Origin of the sequence: Chryseobacterium sp. RR2-3-20 (genome assembly GCF_017808115.1) — a bacterium.
In the GTDB taxonomy this organism is placed as follows: domain Bacteria; phylum Bacteroidota; class Bacteroidia; order Flavobacteriales; family Weeksellaceae; genus Chryseobacterium; species Chryseobacterium oryzae.
Genome location: NZ_JADQBD010000056.1, coordinates 1 through 17,495, shown reverse-complemented (window position 1 = coordinate 17,495; position 17,495 = coordinate 1). Strand labels below are relative to the sequence as shown.

At 34.1% G+C, this 17,495-nt stretch carries 9 protein-coding genes; 6 read left to right on the top strand and 3 right to left on the bottom strand.

Annotated elements, in window-relative coordinates; all coding sequences use genetic code 11:
• Positions 1-292 precede the first annotated feature (292 nt).
• A complete protein-coding gene (locus IV513_RS11985; RefSeq protein WP_243576691.1) occupies positions 293-589 on the bottom strand; it encodes a helix-turn-helix domain-containing protein in 297 nt (98 codons plus the stop codon).
• A 182-nt stretch (positions 590-771) separates the two neighbouring features.
• Here IV513_RS11985 and ccoN point away from each other — a divergent pair, with 182 nt between their 5' ends.
• The 5 genes from ccoN (at position 772) to IV513_RS11960 (ending at position 12,817) form a co-directional block, all read left to right on the top strand.
• Entirely contained in the window at positions 772-3,051 is a 2,280-nt protein-coding gene (gene ccoN, locus IV513_RS11980; RefSeq protein WP_209390806.1) for a cytochrome-c oxidase, cbb3-type subunit I, read from the top strand.
• Between the two features lie 18 nt (positions 3,052-3,069).
• Positions 3,070-3,948: a cbb3-type cytochrome c oxidase N-terminal domain-containing protein gene (locus tag IV513_RS11975; RefSeq protein WP_209390805.1), complete on the top strand. Its 879-nt coding sequence runs from the start codon at positions 3,070-3,072 to the stop codon at positions 3,946-3,948.
• A 409-nt stretch (positions 3,949-4,357) separates the two neighbouring features.
• The gene (locus IV513_RS11970) at positions 4,358-9,397 is read left to right on the top strand and encodes a translocation/assembly module TamB domain-containing protein (protein ID WP_209390804.1); all 5,040 of its coding nucleotides are present in this window, start codon (positions 4,358-4,360) and stop codon (positions 9,395-9,397) included.
• Positions 9,397-11,730: a BamA/TamA family outer membrane protein gene (locus IV513_RS11965; protein WP_209390803.1), complete on the top strand. Its 2,334-nt coding sequence runs from the start codon at positions 9,397-9,399 to the stop codon at positions 11,728-11,730. Before IV513_RS11970 ends, IV513_RS11965 begins: the two co-directional genes overlap by 1 nt.
• Before the next feature lie 157 nt (positions 11,731-11,887).
• Entirely contained in the window at positions 11,888-12,817 is a 930-nt protein-coding gene (locus IV513_RS11960) for a YihY/virulence factor BrkB family protein (RefSeq protein ID WP_209390802.1), read from the top strand.
• A gap of 391 nt (positions 12,818-13,208) precedes the next feature.
• Here the strand turns inward: IV513_RS11960 and IV513_RS11955 are convergent, their stop codons facing one another.
• Together IV513_RS11955 and argS are read right to left on the bottom strand one after the other, a co-directional pair.
• The gene (locus IV513_RS11955) at positions 13,209-14,705 is read right to left on the bottom strand and encodes a DNA mismatch repair protein MutS (RefSeq protein ID WP_209390801.1); all 1,497 of its coding nucleotides are present in this window, start codon (positions 14,703-14,705) and stop codon (positions 13,209-13,211) included.
• A gap of 108 nt (positions 14,706-14,813) precedes the next feature.
• Positions 14,814-16,574 carry an arginine--tRNA ligase gene (gene argS, locus IV513_RS11950; protein ID WP_209390800.1) on the bottom strand — a complete coding sequence of 587 codons (1,761 nt, stop codon included), beginning with the start codon at positions 16,572-16,574 and terminating at the stop codon, positions 14,814-14,816.
• Positions 16,575-16,776: 202 nt separating this feature from the next.
• On the opposite strand from argS, the gene IV513_RS11945 reads away from it, so the two are divergent.
• Complete coding sequence (locus IV513_RS11945; protein WP_209390799.1) at positions 16,777-17,361, top strand: ribonuclease HII; 585 nt, start codon at positions 16,777-16,779, stop codon at positions 17,359-17,361.
• Positions 17,362-17,495: the final 134 nt, after the last annotated feature.

Here is a 17,495-nt window from a genome sequence, read left to right as displayed (position 1 = left end):
AAAAATGGCAAAAGCAGCCTGAAATAGACTGTTTTTTGACTTTTTTAGCTTTGTTTTTCAAAGTTTTTATAAAAACAAAACCCTAAAAATGTTTTTTTTTCAACTCAGCACAAAAAAGAGGCTGCCCTTTTGAGACAGCCTCAGATTTAAGGTGAGAAAAACTTCTTTTAATATTTTTAAACAAATTCAAGTATCACTGAATTGATATTAAGGCATATTAACATTGAGTTGGTGAGAGTCCACCAATTACAATTCATAGTTATTCAATAATAAATATTTAAAAAAAGAAATTCTATCGTAAGTTTTCTGGCATATTAATATTATTCTTCTTCATAAAATCTAACAATTCATTGTATTTTTCTTCGTAATCATTGGCACCACATTTATGAGAAATGCTGCAGATGTCTGAAGGTTTTATTTTTAGTATATCTGAAATTTTTGTAAGAATATCGAGATTGATTTTCACTTTGGAGTTTTCTATATCTGAATAAGCTTTCTGTGAAATACCCATTTCGAATGCCATATATTCTTGAGTAAGATCTCTGTCTCTCCTCATTTTCCTTATATTCTGTCCACAAATTTTCATCATAAATTGCTTTAGTAGTTTTCGGTATATTTTAGAAGTATATCTAATAGCTGCAGACAAAGTTAGTAAATACCTTTGTGAAAATATTAGACAAGCAGCATTATATTTATTTTTTCCTCTATTAATATAGGTTTATAATAGGGAGAATTCAAGAAAATAATTTTTGGCTGCAAGAAACAAAAGTTATGGAGACGCAAAAATTTAATTATGACAATAATATTGTCAGAGCATTCCTTTACGCAACCATTGTATTTGGAATTATTGGTTTTCTTTTAGGATTAACAGCAGCTTTAATGCTATTTTATCCAGAATTACCTGAGTTTTTATTTGGAACTGATGATACAACTATCCAAAGTTTACGAAGTGGAAATATTCAGGGATTAATTAATTCCCAAGGGGCTTTGGGCTTCGGAAGAATCAGAATGCTTCATACCAGTGCTGTAATCTTCGCTTTTGTCTGCAACTCTTTCTATTGTGGTGCTTATTACAGCATGCAAAGACTTTTGAAAACAAGAATGTATAGCGATACACTGTCTTGGATTCATTTCTGGAGTTGGCAAATTATGATTATTTCTGTAGTAATTACATTCTTAATGGGAATTAACACTTCTAAAGAATATGCAGAACACGAGTGGCCTATTGATATTTTAATAACTTTTTCTTGGGTTATTTTCGGAATCAATATGTTTGGAACCATTGCCAAAAGAAGGGTACGTCATTTATATGTAGCGATTTGGTTCTATATCGCAACTTGGATTGCTGTTGCAATGCTCCATATCTTCAACAATTTAGAAGTTCCTCTATCTTTTACAAGCTGGAAGTCTTATTCTGCATATGCAGGAGTAAAAGATGCTTTGGTACAATGGTGGTACGGACACAACGCGGTTGCTTTTGTTTTAACAACACCAGTTTTAGGATTAATGTATTATTTTATGCCTAAAGCAGCAAACAGACCCGTTTTCTCTTACAAACTTTCTATCATTCACTTTTGGTCTTTAATCTTCGTTTATCTTTGGGCAGGACCTCACCACCTTCAATATACTGCTTTACCAGCTTGGGCACAGGCAGTAGGAACTGGTTTCTCTATTATGCTTATTGCACCGTCTTGGGGAGGAATGCTGAACGGACTGCTAACGTTAAGAGGAGCTTGGGACAAAGTAAGAGATAATCCTATCCTAAAATTCTTTGTAGTAGCTGTTACTTGCTACGGTATGGCAACATTTGAAGGTCCATTATTAGCTACAAAATCTTTAAATAAAATTGGGCATTACACAGACTGGGTAATTGGACACGTTCACTTAGGAGCTTTAGGCTGGAACGGATTTATGGCATTCGGTGTTATATATTACCTTATCCCTGTGATGTGGAGAACAAAACTATGGTCTGTAAAATTGGCTAACTGGCATTTCTGGCTGGGAACTTTAGGAATTATTTTCTATGCAGTCCCAATGTACATTTCAGGATTTACACAGGGCTTGATGTGGAAACAGTTTAATCCGGACGGAACTTTATTGTGGAAAAACTGGCTAGATACAGTAACTGCTGTTATTCCTTACTTTAAAATGAGATTTGTTGGAGGTCTGTTTTATTTAAGTGGAGCAATTTTAATGGTAATAAATGTTGTAAAAACTATTAAAGCAGGATCATTCCAGAAAAATGTTCCGGCAGAAGCACCAGCTTTAGCAAATATCGGAACTGCAAGAAAACAAGGAGAAGGCGTACACCTTTGGTTAGAAAGAACACCTCAGCTATTATCAATATTAGCATTCGTAGCAGTTGCTATTGGTGGATTAGTAGAAATTGTTCCTACTCTAACAGTAAAAAGCAATCTACCAACAATATCAGCTGTAAAACCTTACACTCCGCTAGAATTGGAAGGAAGAGATCTTTACATACGAGAAGGCTGTAATGCTTGCCATTCACAAATGATTCGTCCGTTCCGTGATGAAGTAAACAGATTCGATGGTAAAAACGGACAGTATTCTAAAGCAGGGGAATTCATTTACGACAGACCTTTCCTTTGGGGATCTAAAAGAACAGGACCAGATTTGCACAGAGAAGGAGGAAGAAACCCAGATTCTTGGCACTTTAAACACATGTACAACCCAAGAATTACTTCAGCAGGATCAATCATGCCACGTTTCCCTTGGTTAATTACCAATAAACTGGATCGTTCACAAATGACGGATAAGCTGATGTTGATGAAAAACACCTTCGATGTTCCTTATACTAAAGCACAGATAGATTCCGCAAATCAGTGGGCAGACAATCAGTCTAAAGCCATCGTTAAAAGAATTTATTCTGAAGCGGCAGACGTAAAAACTCAGGTTGAAAAAGATAAACTTACCAAAGGCGACAAGTTTGTACCATTGGAACAACGTGAAATTATCGCCATGATTGCCTATCTGCAAAGACTAGGAACAGATATTAAAACCACTGAGATTAAAACAGCAAGTGTAGATTAATTTTAAAAACTTTTCGAGATGAAAACAAGAACTCCCATATCTATATATATTGCTTTAACAATAGGAATTACCATTATGGCATTCGAAATGTTTGCCTCAGACTCCAATTATTTCTCCACCCCTTTCTTTTGGGCACTTTTAATAATCATTACGATTTTGCTGCTCATTATGAATTCTATTGGAGATCTGGTAGAAAATGAAAGATTCCAAAGACTTACCGAAGCAGAAAAACAGGCATTTCTAACAGATAAAAATAAATCTTATTTCCAGACACTTTGGAATTCGGCTTTCAAAAAACAGTCTCAATCTGAAGAAAAGGACATTTTAATAGACCATGGGTTCGACGGAATTACGGAACTCGACAATTCTTTACCAAAATGGTGGATCGGTCTCTTTTATTTTGGAATTATCTTTTGTGTAGTGTACATGGTTGCATTTGCTTTCACAGATTATGCACATCCGGAAGTTGAGTACGATAAAGAAACTAAAGTTCAGCTGGCTTCCATAGAAGAGTATGAAAAAAGTGCTCCTGCCATTAATCTAGAAACTGCAAAATACAGTGCAGATTACGTAGCAGAAGGAGAACAGCTGTTCAAAACCAATTGTGTAACATGCCACGGAGATGGAGGTAAAGGCGGAATTGGTCCTAACTTAACCGATAACCACTGGATTAACATTAAAGAAAAAAGTTTATTTAAAAATGTTTTCTGGATGCTGGAAAATGGTTCTCCGAACAATCCTACCATGAGACCTTTCATTAAAGAAGGAACCATTACAGGAAGAGACGCAGAAAAAATAGCATCTTATATTTACCACATCAATCAGGAGAAAGCTCCAATAACTCCTGCAAACGGCGGAGCTGCTCCACAAGGTGAGGAAGTAAAATGGCAAGAATAACCAAGAATAAAAAATCTCTAAATATATTTACTCTATGAATTGAATCTCCATCAGATGTGTGCTCTGGTTGTAACTCAACTAACATCTGAAAACCTATTCACTTTTAAATATTCCATAATATTTAAAACATCCAAAGCATACATCAATGCAAAAACCTGTTCATTTTGAGCGGGTTTTTGTTTTTTAAAGATACCATAAAAAGGCATTATTAACGTAAAAAGACTACAGTTGGCAAAAATCTTGCTTAACTGAAGTGGAGGTCTTCAAAAACTTCACTCAAAAATAATTTAATCATGCTAAAACTCATTAAAATTCAAGCTCTAAAGATTTAGAGTATACAATCCGCTCATTATTCGTGAATTTTTTCACATTACTAAAACTATTGTATATTTGTATAAATCACAGAAATTTGAAACTGAAATTTAATAAAAGGAAAATTCTCAGAGGGATTGTTATAACAATTACCTCTATTATTGTTTTAATACTGTTGCTCATCTTAAGTTTAAGGATTCCTGCAGTTCAGAATTATGTAAAAGATAAACTTGTTATCTATTTAGAAGGTAAAATTAAAACGAAAGTAAGTCTGGATAAAGTTTACATTGGTTTCCCAAACAGTCTTGTGATGGAAAATCTTTATCTGAAAGGTCAGAATATCGATACCCTTTTAGCCGTAAAGAAATTTGATGTCGGTCTGGATATGTGGCAGCTGATAAAGTCTAAAGCAGATATTACTTCAATAGATCTGGAAGGCGTTCGAGCCAATGTGGTAAGAGATCCTAAAGGAAAATTCAATTTCGATTATATTATTGATGCTTTTGCGACTTCTGAAAAGGAAGAAAAACCATCAAAACCATTCATTATTTCATTAGATAAGATTAAACTTAAAGATATTGGTGTTACCTTCAACGATCAGCAGTCTAGAAATGACATCAAAGTTTACTTCAATTATTTCGATACCCGCGTAAAGACTTTCGATCTGCAAAACAACTCGTATGCGGTAAATGATATTAATCTCGACGGTTTAAAACTGAAGTTGAAACAGGATTTTGTAAAAGAGGTTACCCATAAAGTAGAAAAGAAAGTAGACTCTCTCAACCAGAAAAAAACAATGAAACTGGGATTAAGCGGAATTAAGCTTACCAATTTTGATATTGATTATGGAGATGACAACACCAAAACTTTCGCAAAAGTTCTCTTTAAAGAGCTGAGTACCAAAGTAAATAAAATTGATCTGGACAATAATAGTTTTGATGTAGGCAATGTATATCTCACAAAAGCAGATATTAATGCCAATCTTTACTTACCTGCCCAAAATACCAACCCGAAAGATTCTAAAAAAGCAGAACCAGAAAAAAAATCTGCGGAGCAAAAAGCTATGGAACTCCTTTTAGGAAAGCTTCTTTTGGATGATGTAAAAGTTACTTACAACAATACCGCCATTGCTCCTACCCGATCCGGAATGGATTTTAACCATCTAGATTTCTCTAAGATGAATCTCGATGTAAGAAATTTCAAAATGCAGAACGGAGGTTTTGCAGGATCTGTAAAATCAGCAGAAATTCTGGAAAAGAGAGGTCTTAATATTCAGAAATTTAATACCGATTTTGTTTATGGAGAAAAAGAAGCCTATCTTAAAAATCTTTATCTGCAAACTCCCAAAACTGTTTTAAGGGATCAGATTATTTTAAATTATAACTCAATAGAACAGTTATCTTCCAATCCGGGAGAAATAAAAATAGCCGCAGACATTCGGGATTCCAAAATTGGGTTTTCTGATATTTTGAATTTAGTTCCCACCTTACAAAATACCGCTCCATTTAATAAATATCCTCATTCAACATTAAATGTCAATGCGATTCTGAGAGGGAAGGTAAACGATTTGTCTATTCAGAACCTGAAAGTTTCAGGATTAGACCAGCTTAAAGTTTTGGCATCAGGAAATATTAAAAATGCAATGAAACCCGACCAGCTTTACTACGACATGAACATTGGCGAGTTTTCTACTGCATCTAAAACCATATACAATTTAGTTCCCAAAAATACCATCCCAAAAAATATTACGTTGCCTTCTTTTTTAACGGTTCGTGGTAAAGCTAAAGGAACAACAAAAATTGTAGATACCAATCTGCGTCTTACTTCAACTTTAGGAAATGCAGCAGTTATTGCCAAAGCAGATTTACGCCGAAAAAACAGAGAAACTTTCGATGTAAAAGCCAATCTGCAAAGTTTACAAATCGGAAAAATCATTCAGAATAAAGATTTAGGCAGCATTACCGCTCAAATTAATGCAAAAGGACAGGGTTTCGATCCTAAAATTATGACTGCAGTATTGAGCGGAGACGTAAAATCTGCTACATACAAAGGTTACACCTATCAGAATATGAATCTGAAAGGAAAAATTATACGTGGTGCTTATGATATTGACTTAAATTCTAAAGATCCGAATGCCAATTTACATCTTGCGGCTTCAGGAGTTTTCCGAGACAGCCCGACTGTGAAAGTAAACGGTAAAATCAATAAATTAGATTTACATAAACTTGGGTTTTACAGTTCTCCAATGATTATTGCCGGTGGAATAGACGGAGATTTTAAAAATTTAGATCCCAATCATTTAAACGGATATTTGAATCTCCAGAATTTTGCAATTTCAGATACTAAAGAAATTTATCCTGTTCAGGAAATAAGACTCAATGCTGTTTCTACAACAGATTCCACATTAATACAGCTTAATTCTCAGATTGCTGATCTCGAATTAAAAGGAAAATACAAGCTCACGCAGATTTTTGGAGCTTTAACGCAGACTGTTAACCAATATTATCAGTTCCAAAAGCCTTCAAAAGCCCAGAAAATTGATAACGGACAGTTTTTTACTCTTAATGCTGCCATTAAAAATGACGACCTCATCAGAAAATTTGTTCCGGATTTAAAAAGTTTTGAAACGATTACAATCAACGGGAATTATAATGCAGATACTCAAAACATCGAACTTGATGCAAAAATTCCGCAGGTATTGTATGGAACAAACACACTGGAAAATACCAGTTTAAAGATTACCAACCAAAATCAGGCATTACAGTATGATTTAAGTGTTGCAGCATTAAAAAGTGAAAGTTTTGCTTTGAATAAAGTAAATGTTAACGGTGATGTTTCCAACAACATCATCAATTACAATATCACTACAAAAGACGAAAAAGACGCTACACAGTTCCTGATTGCAGGAAATGCGAAGTCGATGAACGATATTACAGAAATTTCTTTAAATCCCAACGGTTTAAAGCTGAATTACATGGATTGGAATGTTACTGAAAATAATAAAATACAAATTTTCAGTCAGGGAATTGTGGCGGATAATTTCAGGCTTTCTAATTCCGGAGCGGAAATATCGCTTCAATCTGAGAGCAATTCTCCAAGCAGTCCTTTAAATGTTTCTTTAAAAGATTTTAAAATTGAAACCATTACCGAAATCATCAAAAAAGATTCGCTTCTGGCAAAAGGAACCATCAACGGAACAGCTCAGTTGCGGGATTTAACCAAAAAAATGACTTTTACCTCCGATATTGATGTAACCGACTTATTTGTATTCGGAAATCCTGTTGGAAATCTCGATATTAAAGTGTATAGCCAATCTGCCAATCTTCTTAATGCCGATATTGCACTTTCAGGAAATAATAATGATGTAAAAATCTTAGGAAATTATAATACTTCTTCGAGTAGTTTCGATTTGAATTTGGATATGAATCAGCTTCAGATGAAAACCCTTCAAGGATTCACGATGAATGCCATTAACAATACAGAAGGTTATCTTTCCGGAGATTTAAAAATTACAGGAACAACCACCGCACCTAAAATTTTAGGCGACGTGAAAATGAATAATGTCGGCTTAATGATTGCTAAAACGGGAAGTGATTTCCGAAATATTAACGATAAAATAGAGTTTACGAATAGAGGAATCGAGTTTGATAACTTTAAAATAAACGATAAAGACGGTAATTCGCTTAAAATAGACGGTCAGGTTTTAACACAGACTTACAAAGATTTTGCCTTCAATTTAGATGTCGACGCAAAAGATTTTAAAGTTGTAAACTCAGAAAAATCTAATGATGCCTTAATGTATGGTGTATTAGCGATTGATGCAGCACTTAAAGTAAGAGGAAATTTAGATTTACCAAAAGTAGACGGAAGACTTTCGGTTTCAGATACTACAGATTTCACATTTGTACTTCCGCAGTCTTCTCCTTCATTACAGGAAAGAGATGGTATTGTAGAATTTATTGATCAGGATCAGGTAGCCCTTTCTAAAACCATTAAGGCAGATTCTATAGATTCGCAAACCAACATTAAAGGAATGGATGTGAATGTGAATATCGAACTCAGCAAAGAAGCCAAACTTTCTATTTTGATAGATAAAGCCAACGGCGATTTTGTAAAACTTCAGGGAGAGGCAGATCTTACGGGAGGAATAGATCCTTCAGGCAAAACAACTTTAGTAGGCGTATATCAGGTTGAAAAAGGAAGCTACGAAATGTCTGTAAGTGTTTTAAAAAGAAAATTTGATATTCAGAAAGGAAGTACAATTACCTGGACAGGAGAACCCACCACCGCTACTCTCGATATTACCGCAGTTTACAATACTCAGGCTGCACCAATTGATCTTGTGGAGCAGCAATTTTCGGGAAGCCAATCGGAGCTGAATCAGTTCAAACAAAGAATTCCTTTTAATACTTTACTGAAACTTAAAGGTGAGCTTATGAAGCCACAAATCAGTTTTGATATTACTACTGATGAGAAAAATAATGCCATATCTTCTAATGTTGCCGATACAGTAGAAGGTAAGCTTGCCCAACTTCGGGAAGACGAAAACGAAATGAATAAGCAGGTTTTTGCTCTTCTTCTTCTTAACCGTTTTATTGGAGAAAACCCATTCCAAAGTAATTCGGGGCTTTCGGCAGAAACTATGGCTAGACAGAGTGTAAGTAAAATTCTTTCTCAACAGCTTAATAATTTGGCATCAGATTTAATAAAAGGTGTTGATCTCAACTTTGATCTTGAATCTACTGAAGACTATTCTACCGGAAAACAAAATACGAGAACAGATCTTAATGTAGACATCAGCAAAAAATTGCTGAATGACCGATTGAAAGTAACCGTAGGAAGCAACTTCGGGCTTGAAGGTGAAACCAGACAGAACGAAAATACCACCAATATTGCAGGAGATGTAACTATAGACTACAGCCTTTCCCGAGATGGAAGATATACTTTAAGAGCATATCGTAAGAACGAATATCAGGTAGCACTTCAGGGACAGATTGTAGAAACAGGTCTTGGGTTTGTTATTACTCTGGATTATGATAAATTCAGAGATATTTTCAAAAAATCTAAGAATAACCGAAACAAAGAAGGCATTCAGAATAAAAGAAATAAAGACAAAGAAGTCGTAGAATTTAAGTAATGAAGATTAATTTTAGCACATACTACAAATATTTTCTGGCATCCGGAATGACGGCGGCTGTTGTATCTTGTTCCAACACCAAATTCCTAAAGGAAGGACAAATGCTTTACACCGGAGCCGAAGTGAAGATCGAAAATGATTCTCTCAGCAAAAAAGAAAAAAATGATCTTGAATCGGCTTTAAAAGACAATCTTACCCCAAAGCCTAATTCTTCTTTTTTAGGATTAAGACCTAAATTGTACGCTTACAATGTAACCAAAGAGCCTAAAAAACAAAAAGGATTGCGGTATTGGCTGAAATACAAATTCGGAGAAGAACCGGTATTGCTTGGAGATGTAGATAAAGAATTCAATAAAGATATTATTGTAAATTATTCCGAAAATAAAGGATATTTCAATGCCAGAGCAAAATACGATACCGTTTCGAAAAATAAGAAAGCGAAAGTAATATACACTTTAAATCCGGGTGGCAGATATTTAATCAGCAATGTTAAATTTCCTGCAGATTCATCGGAAATAAATAAGGAAATACGTGCTTTAAAAGATAAAACCTTATTAAAAACTGGCAATCCTTTCGATTTGGAAGTTATTAAAGCAGAAAGACAGAGAATTGATGACGGACTGAAAAACCGTGGCTTTTATTATTTCAATCCGGATAATATTATTGTTCAGGCAGACAGTACGGTGAGCAAAAAACACGAGGTAGAACTCATCGTAAAGCTTAAGGATAAAACACCAGATTTAGCAAAAGACCAGTTTACTATAGATAAAGTAGTGGTGTTCCCGAATTACAATCTTCGAGATGCAAAAAGAGGAAAGTACAACATTCCTATGAATGCAGATTCTCTGAAGGGATACGAATATAACAATATTTACGTTGTCGATCCGTACAAAAAATTTAAGCCAAGAGTTTTCGACCGTGCTCTGTATTTCGAAAAAGGAGATTTAGACAACAGAAAAAATCATAACCTTTCTCTTAACCGTCTTATTAATCTTGGGGTTTTTAAATTTGTGAAAAATGAATTTGTTGTTTCAGATTCTTTAAACCATAAGTTTGATGCTTATTATATTCTGACTCCGAGAGAACTACAATCTCTAAGACTTGAAGCTTTAGGAAGAACCAACTCCGCCAATTATGCCGGAAGCGAGGTTAATTTAAACTGGACTCAAAGAAATTTTTTCCGTGGAGCGGAGCAGTTTAAGGCATCTCTTTACGGTGCGTTCGATGTACAGATTGGTGGTCCCGCCTATGCCGAAAACATCTTTAGAGCAGGAGCCAATACCCAGCTTTCCATCCCAAGAATTGTGGCACCATTCCGTTTCAATTCTTCCAGTGCATTTGTTCCGAGAACCAATATTCAACTCGGATATGAATTCCAGAACAGAACCACTTTATATACTTTAAATACATTCAGTGCATCTTTTGGATATCAGTGGAAAGAAAATATCCGAAAAGAACACGAGCTGAAACTTATAGATGTTACCTATATTGCTCCGGCAAACGAAACTCCAAAATTTATTGCATTAAAAGAGGGAAACCCATACCTTACAAGAATTACGGAGCGACAGTTAATTTTCGGACCTACCTATTCTTATACCTACTCTACCACGATGCTTCCTCAAAGAAATACTTTTTATTATAAAGGAATGCTAGATTTGGCGGGGAACCTCACAGGACTCATTTCCGGAGCAAATGTAAGAGATGGAAATCAAAAAAATATATTTGGAGTACCGTTCAGTCAGTATGTAAAAGTGGAAAATGATGTTCGTTTTTATCACAAATTTACAGAGAAAACCTCTTTAGCAACCAGATTTATTGCCGGTGTGGCTGTTCCTTATGGAAATTCTAACTTCATCCCTTTCTCCAGACAGTTTTTTGTAGGTGGAAGTAACAGTATAAGAGCTTTCAGAGCAAGAACATTAGGACCCGGAAGTTACGATCCGAGAACGGAAACCAATACCCGGGCGTTATTTGATCAGGCAGGAGATGTAAAACTGGAACTGAATGCCGAATATCGAGCCAATTTGTATAAGTTTTTAAATGTTGCAGCTTTTATAGATGCAGGTAATATCTGGCTTCTGGAAGACCCTCAAAATGAAAGACCGGGAGGTAAGTTTTCTAAAAATTTCTTAAGTGAAACGGCTGTGGGAGCAGGTTTAGGTTTACGGTTAGATTTTTCTATTCTTATCCTTCGTTTAGATCTTGCCATGCCACTTCGGGTTCCTTATTATGAAAAAGGTGATCGATGGACTTTCGACAAAATTAATTTTGGCAGCGGAGCCTGGAGAAGAGATAATCTTATTCTGAATATTGCCATCGGATATCCTTTCTAAAATATTAATTACAGATCGAAAATATTAGGAACTGATTTTTCATAATTGTTTTCATTTGTCTTAAAGGAACAATCTTTGCGTGCACTTTAACACCAACAATATTTTTATTTTGAATATTGTAAAGAAACAATACACCATTTACACAAACATTATAGTTATGCTGAAAGAACTGAAATTTTTCTGGGAAACTGTTAAAGAAACCTTCACTGAATGGAATAACTCTAGTGCTTCCGGCGATTCTGCCAGTCTTGCCTATTATGCCATATTCTCGATTCCGGGGTTACTTATTATTATTATTTGGATTGCCGGATATTTTTTTGGTGAAGAAGCCATACGCGGACAAATCAGTTCTCAAATTAGCGGAATGATGGGAAAGGATGTTGCTAAAAGCATACAGGAAATGATTGCAGGAGCATTAATTGATAAAGAAAATATATTTATGAAAATTGTGGGAATAGGCTCTTTGGTATTTGGTTCTACTACCCTATTCTTTCAGCTTCAGAAATCTTTAAATAACCTTTGGGATGTAGAAGCAGCTCCCAAAAAGGCATTTGCTAAATTTCTTATTGATCGTGCCAACTCTTTGGGAATGATTCTCATATTAGGGTTTCTTCTGATGATTACCATGATAATGTCTTCTCTTATTAGTCTTTTTAACGATTTTATTACCCGATATTTTGATCTGGAAACGTATCTCATTGTAGAACTTATCAATTTCGGTGTAGGATTCGGACTTGTTATTTTATTGTTTGCCTTAATGTTTAAAGTACTTCCAGACGTAGAAATGAGCTGGAAATCTGTATGGAAAGGAGCTATGCTTACAGCGGTACTTTTTACTCTTGGTAAATTTTTGCTGAGTTTATATTTCAGCCAGTTTAAGCCAACTTCAGCTTTCGGAACTGCAGGAACGGTAATTCTGATTATGATGTGGATTAACTATTCCTGTATGCTTGTTTTTTTCGGTGCTGAATTTACCAAAGTCTATACTTATAAAAGAGGTCTTCGTATAGAACCTTCGAAACACGCTAAATGGAGCAGTGCAAAACTGTATAGAGACAGCCAAACTAAGAATATTGCTTCTTCATAAAATTATTTCTTCAAAATAAACTTTTAAATTTTTAGGAATTGAAATATTAGATGCATAACCTTTATTTTAGAATAGCCTTACGGAAAACCGTAATTTTCTTTTTTTTATTTTTCGGAATTTTGTTCTTTGATGTAAGAAGCAATATTGTTTTTTACAACAGATAAAACATAAAAATAGGATGATGAAAAAGAGTTATTTCGTATAACGGAAAGGGGCTTGGCGAAGGCGGGGATAAACATTCCTGAATTTTCTATTAATTCCCGACCTGAGCAAAAACCATTTTCGTTTTTCAAAATTACAAAAAAATTAAAAACGAAATGGTTTTTTGCGGCGAAAGTGGCAAAAACTCTCAACGCAAGGGACTTTCACCCCCGCTTTTGCCAAACCCATGTTATCTGTAGCCATTCTTTTCCACGAGGTTTTTAGCGTTTTCCACAATGTTTTTTGGATAGTCATACATTTCTAAAATTCGGATTGCGTTGGTTTTTTCGTTAATTCCGTTTTTCAGTTTGTAAGGAAAAGACAATTGATTGTTATTTACTTCTTCGTCAAAATAGAAAAGTTCGTAATTGTTATCTTTCAAAAACATAGCAATTTCTAAATCGTGTGTCGTTACAAAAACGATATTTTTCTCATTGTTTAAATTTTGAAGCACCGATTTGCTTATTGCAATTCTTTCTTTGGTGTTAGTTCCTTTAAAAATTTCGTCAATTAAAATTAGTGCAAACTGATTTCTGTCTTCAAGAAACTTTTTTATTCGCAAAACTTCTTCAAGATAATAACTTTTATTTTCACTAATATCATCATGAACAGAAATTGAACTATAAATTTTCATTTTCGGTCCCGAATAAAAATCTGCAAAGCAAAAACCAAAATTTTGTGCAAAAACTACATTAATCGCAACGCTTCTCATAAACGAAGTTTTGCCCGACATATTTGAACCCGTAATCGCAATACTTTCATTTTGAAGTTCCAATGAATTTTGCACGCAGTTTTCTATGAATGGGTGATAAATATTTGTTAATCTCAATTTTTTTTCCTCAACGAAAATTGGTTTGCAGATATTGTAATCTTCTTGAATTTTTAATAAATTTATTGAAGTGTCCGTTTTTCCGATAAACTCAAACATTTTCAGCAATTCTTTTCTTGACACTTCCAAAGCATTTACTTTTTTGCGAAATGAAAATATTTCCAAAAGAAACAGAATTCTAAAAATTTCTGTAAAAATCCATAACACAGAAAGGTATTCATTCGTTACAATTGCACTTTCAAGATTAGCAAAACGCATCACTTTTTTTATGCGCTTTAAATTTATTTTGTCGTATTCTTCTTGAAGTTTAGAAATTCTCCCAATTTTTTCAGAAACAGTTATTGCACTTTGAAGCCTGAAAATTATTGAATTATAATAATCCACATAATTTTTATTAAGGTAGTGAATTACCATGTTTACTGCAATTAGTGGAATAATGAGCAGTAATATTTTTGGGACAAAAAACCCACAAATTGCGATTAAAGTGATTGCGAATAAGTAGAATTGAGCGTATTTGTAATATTTTTCGTTTGAAGAAACACCTTCTTTCAACAAATCTATAATGTCGTAATCTTTTCTATTGTTTAGTTGTGAAAGTTGTTTTAGAGCAAATTCTTTTTCTTTCGGATTATTTTTAAAAAATTCCGCAAAACTTTCAAATTCCTGACTATTGTTATCGCTACTTCTCAATTTTGCAAAAAAATATTGCTTGCCAATCTTTGAGGCAGTGTTGTCAAGTTTTAGAAAAACAAGGTCTAATTCAAGGTCTTCCGCAGTTTCATTTGGTAAAGAATGAAAATTTTCGTTATCTCTTACAAAATCAAAATATTTTTTTAACAGATTTAAGTCGTAATCCATTTTTGTTACTTTATCTCAATTTGTCGCAGAGTTTCATATATGGTTACAGATAACTAATTCATTGATGAAAAAAATTAATCCTCCCGAAATTTCAGGAGGATTAGTTTTTTACATTCTGTTTACGGTTTGTATACCGAGTAATTGTAAGGATTTTTTGATGGTTTCTGCAGTGAGATTAGATAAATTCAGTCTCATCTGTTTTAGATTTTCATCTTCCTGGTTCAAAATCGGATTACTTTGATAAAAAGAATTATATGTTTTAACCAAATCGTAAACATAATTGGCAATTAAGGCTGGACTTAAGGCTTCTGCCGCTTTCTCAACAATAGGTTTATAATTTGCCAACTGCATAATTAATTCTTTTTCAGATTGATTTAGCTCAACATCAGCGATTTCTCGGTAACGATAATCTGCCTTTACAAGTAAGGACTGAATTCGGGCAAAAGTATATTGTATAAATGGCCCTGTATTTCCGTTAAAATCTATACTTTCTTCCGGATTGAAAAGCATCTTTTTCTTCGGATCTACCTTCAGTATAAAATATTTTAGAGCACCAATTCCTACATTCTCATAATTGTTCTCTTTTTCTTCTTCACTAAGATGTTCGAGTTTTCCTAATTCTTCCGCTTTTTCTTTTGCAATATTGTGCATTTCCTGCATCAGATCGTCTGCATCTACAACAGTTCCTTCTCGGGATTTCATTTTTCCGTTCGGAAGTTCAACCATTCCATAAGACAAATGGTACAGCTGATCTGCCCAAGAATAACCAAGTTTGCCTAAAATTTTAAACAAAACCTGAAAATGATAATCCTGCTCATTTCCTACAGTATAAATCAGTTTCTGAATGTTGTTATCTTTAAAACGTTCTACAGCCGTTCCCAAATCCTGAGTCATATAAACCGAAGTTCCATCCGAACGGAGCAATAATTTCTGGTCTAAGCCTTCATCCGTTAAATCGCACCATACCGAACCGTCTTCTTTCTTATATAAAACACCTTTATCTAAACCTTCCTGAATAAGGTCTTTTCCTAAAATATAAGTATTACTTTCGTACTGAACCTGGTCAAAATCTACACCTAATCTACGATAAGTCTCATTGAAACCCTCATACACCCAAGAATTCATTTCATTCCAGAGGTTTCTTACTTTTTCGTCTCCGTTTTCCCAATCCAAAAGCATTTTTTGCGCTTCTTTCATTAATGGAGCATCTTTTTTAGCCTGATCTTCAGAAGTACCTTGGGCTACAAGTTCAGCAATTTCTTGTTTATAATGTTTATCGAATTCAACATAATAATTCCCTACAAATTTATCTCCTTTAATCTTCTGCATTGCAGGTGTTTTTCCTTCTCCGAATTTTTCCCAAGCCAACATAGACTTACAGATGTGAATTCCTCTGTCGTTGATAATTTGAGTCTTAATCACATCATAACCAGCTTCTTCTAAAATTTTCGCCACAGAAAAACCCAACAGATTATTTCTGATGTGTCCTAAATGCAATGGCTTATTAGTATTGGGTGAAGAATACTCTACCATTACAGTTGCATTTTTCTTTTCTACAGTCGAAAATAATTCATTCAGCCCTTTAAACTGTTCAACGAAAAGATTAGTTTTAACTTTTACATTAACAAAACCTTTAACTACATTGAAGCTTTCAAAGAGTTCTGTCTGTGTTATTAAAGCTTCTCCTACTTCCATACCTATAGTTTCGGGGCTTTTCTTTAACTGTTTCACTAAAGGAAATATTACAATTGTAAAATCTCCTTCAAATTCGGTTTTATTTTCCTGAACTTCAAGGTGTATATCTTTAAGCTGAAAGACATTAAGAATAACCTCTGCCAGTTTTTGTTCTATAATATTTTTAATATTCATTATTTCTAATTTGAAAAAGCAAATATACGTAAATAAAAAAACCTCCCGAAGACGGTAAATATGAATAACTATCTATAAAGAAATTATAGATAACTATTTTGCGTTAACTTAAATGGAATTCATTATTTTTGGCTTCAAGAAGTTTAGTAATTATAAAGCACAATAATACATACATTACATAAACTAGAGCATTACGTATTTTATGGAATTAGCAAAGAAATGGTCAGAAAATTACATTGAAGCAGGTTGCGATGAAGTGGGGAGAGGATGTTTGAGCGGACCTGTTGTAGCCGCAGCAGTAATCGTTGATGAAAACTTCGAACAAAGACTTATTAATGATTCTAAGAAGCTTAACTTTAAAACAAGAATGGAACTAGATGGGTATATAAAAGACAATGTAAAATGCTATGCAATTTCAGAACTTCCGCCTGCTTTTATTGATGAACATAATATTCTGAATGCAAGTATACATGCGATGCACAGAGCTTTAGACCAACTTACGATAAGACCAGAACTTATACTTGTAGACGGAAATAAATTTCACCCTTACAACTTTATTCCACACCAGTGCATCATCAAAGGAGATTCTAAATTTTTATCGATTGCTGCCGCATCTATTTTGGCAAAAAATTATAGAGATAAACTGATGATGGAACTTCACCATGAATATCCTCATTATGGCTGGGATGCCAATTTTGGGTACGCAACAAAAAAGCATCAGCAGGCATTAAAAGAGTATGGAATTAGTAAATACCATCGTCTTTCATTTAGATTAAATTATGACTAACAAATAACTCAATCGATTATTAGATAAACAATAATGGTTTATTAGTCAAAAATAGTTGGTAAAATTCTTTGTACTACTGATTGTTACTGATGATATAGAAAGTTTATTGAACTTTGTTTCAATAAACTTTTTTT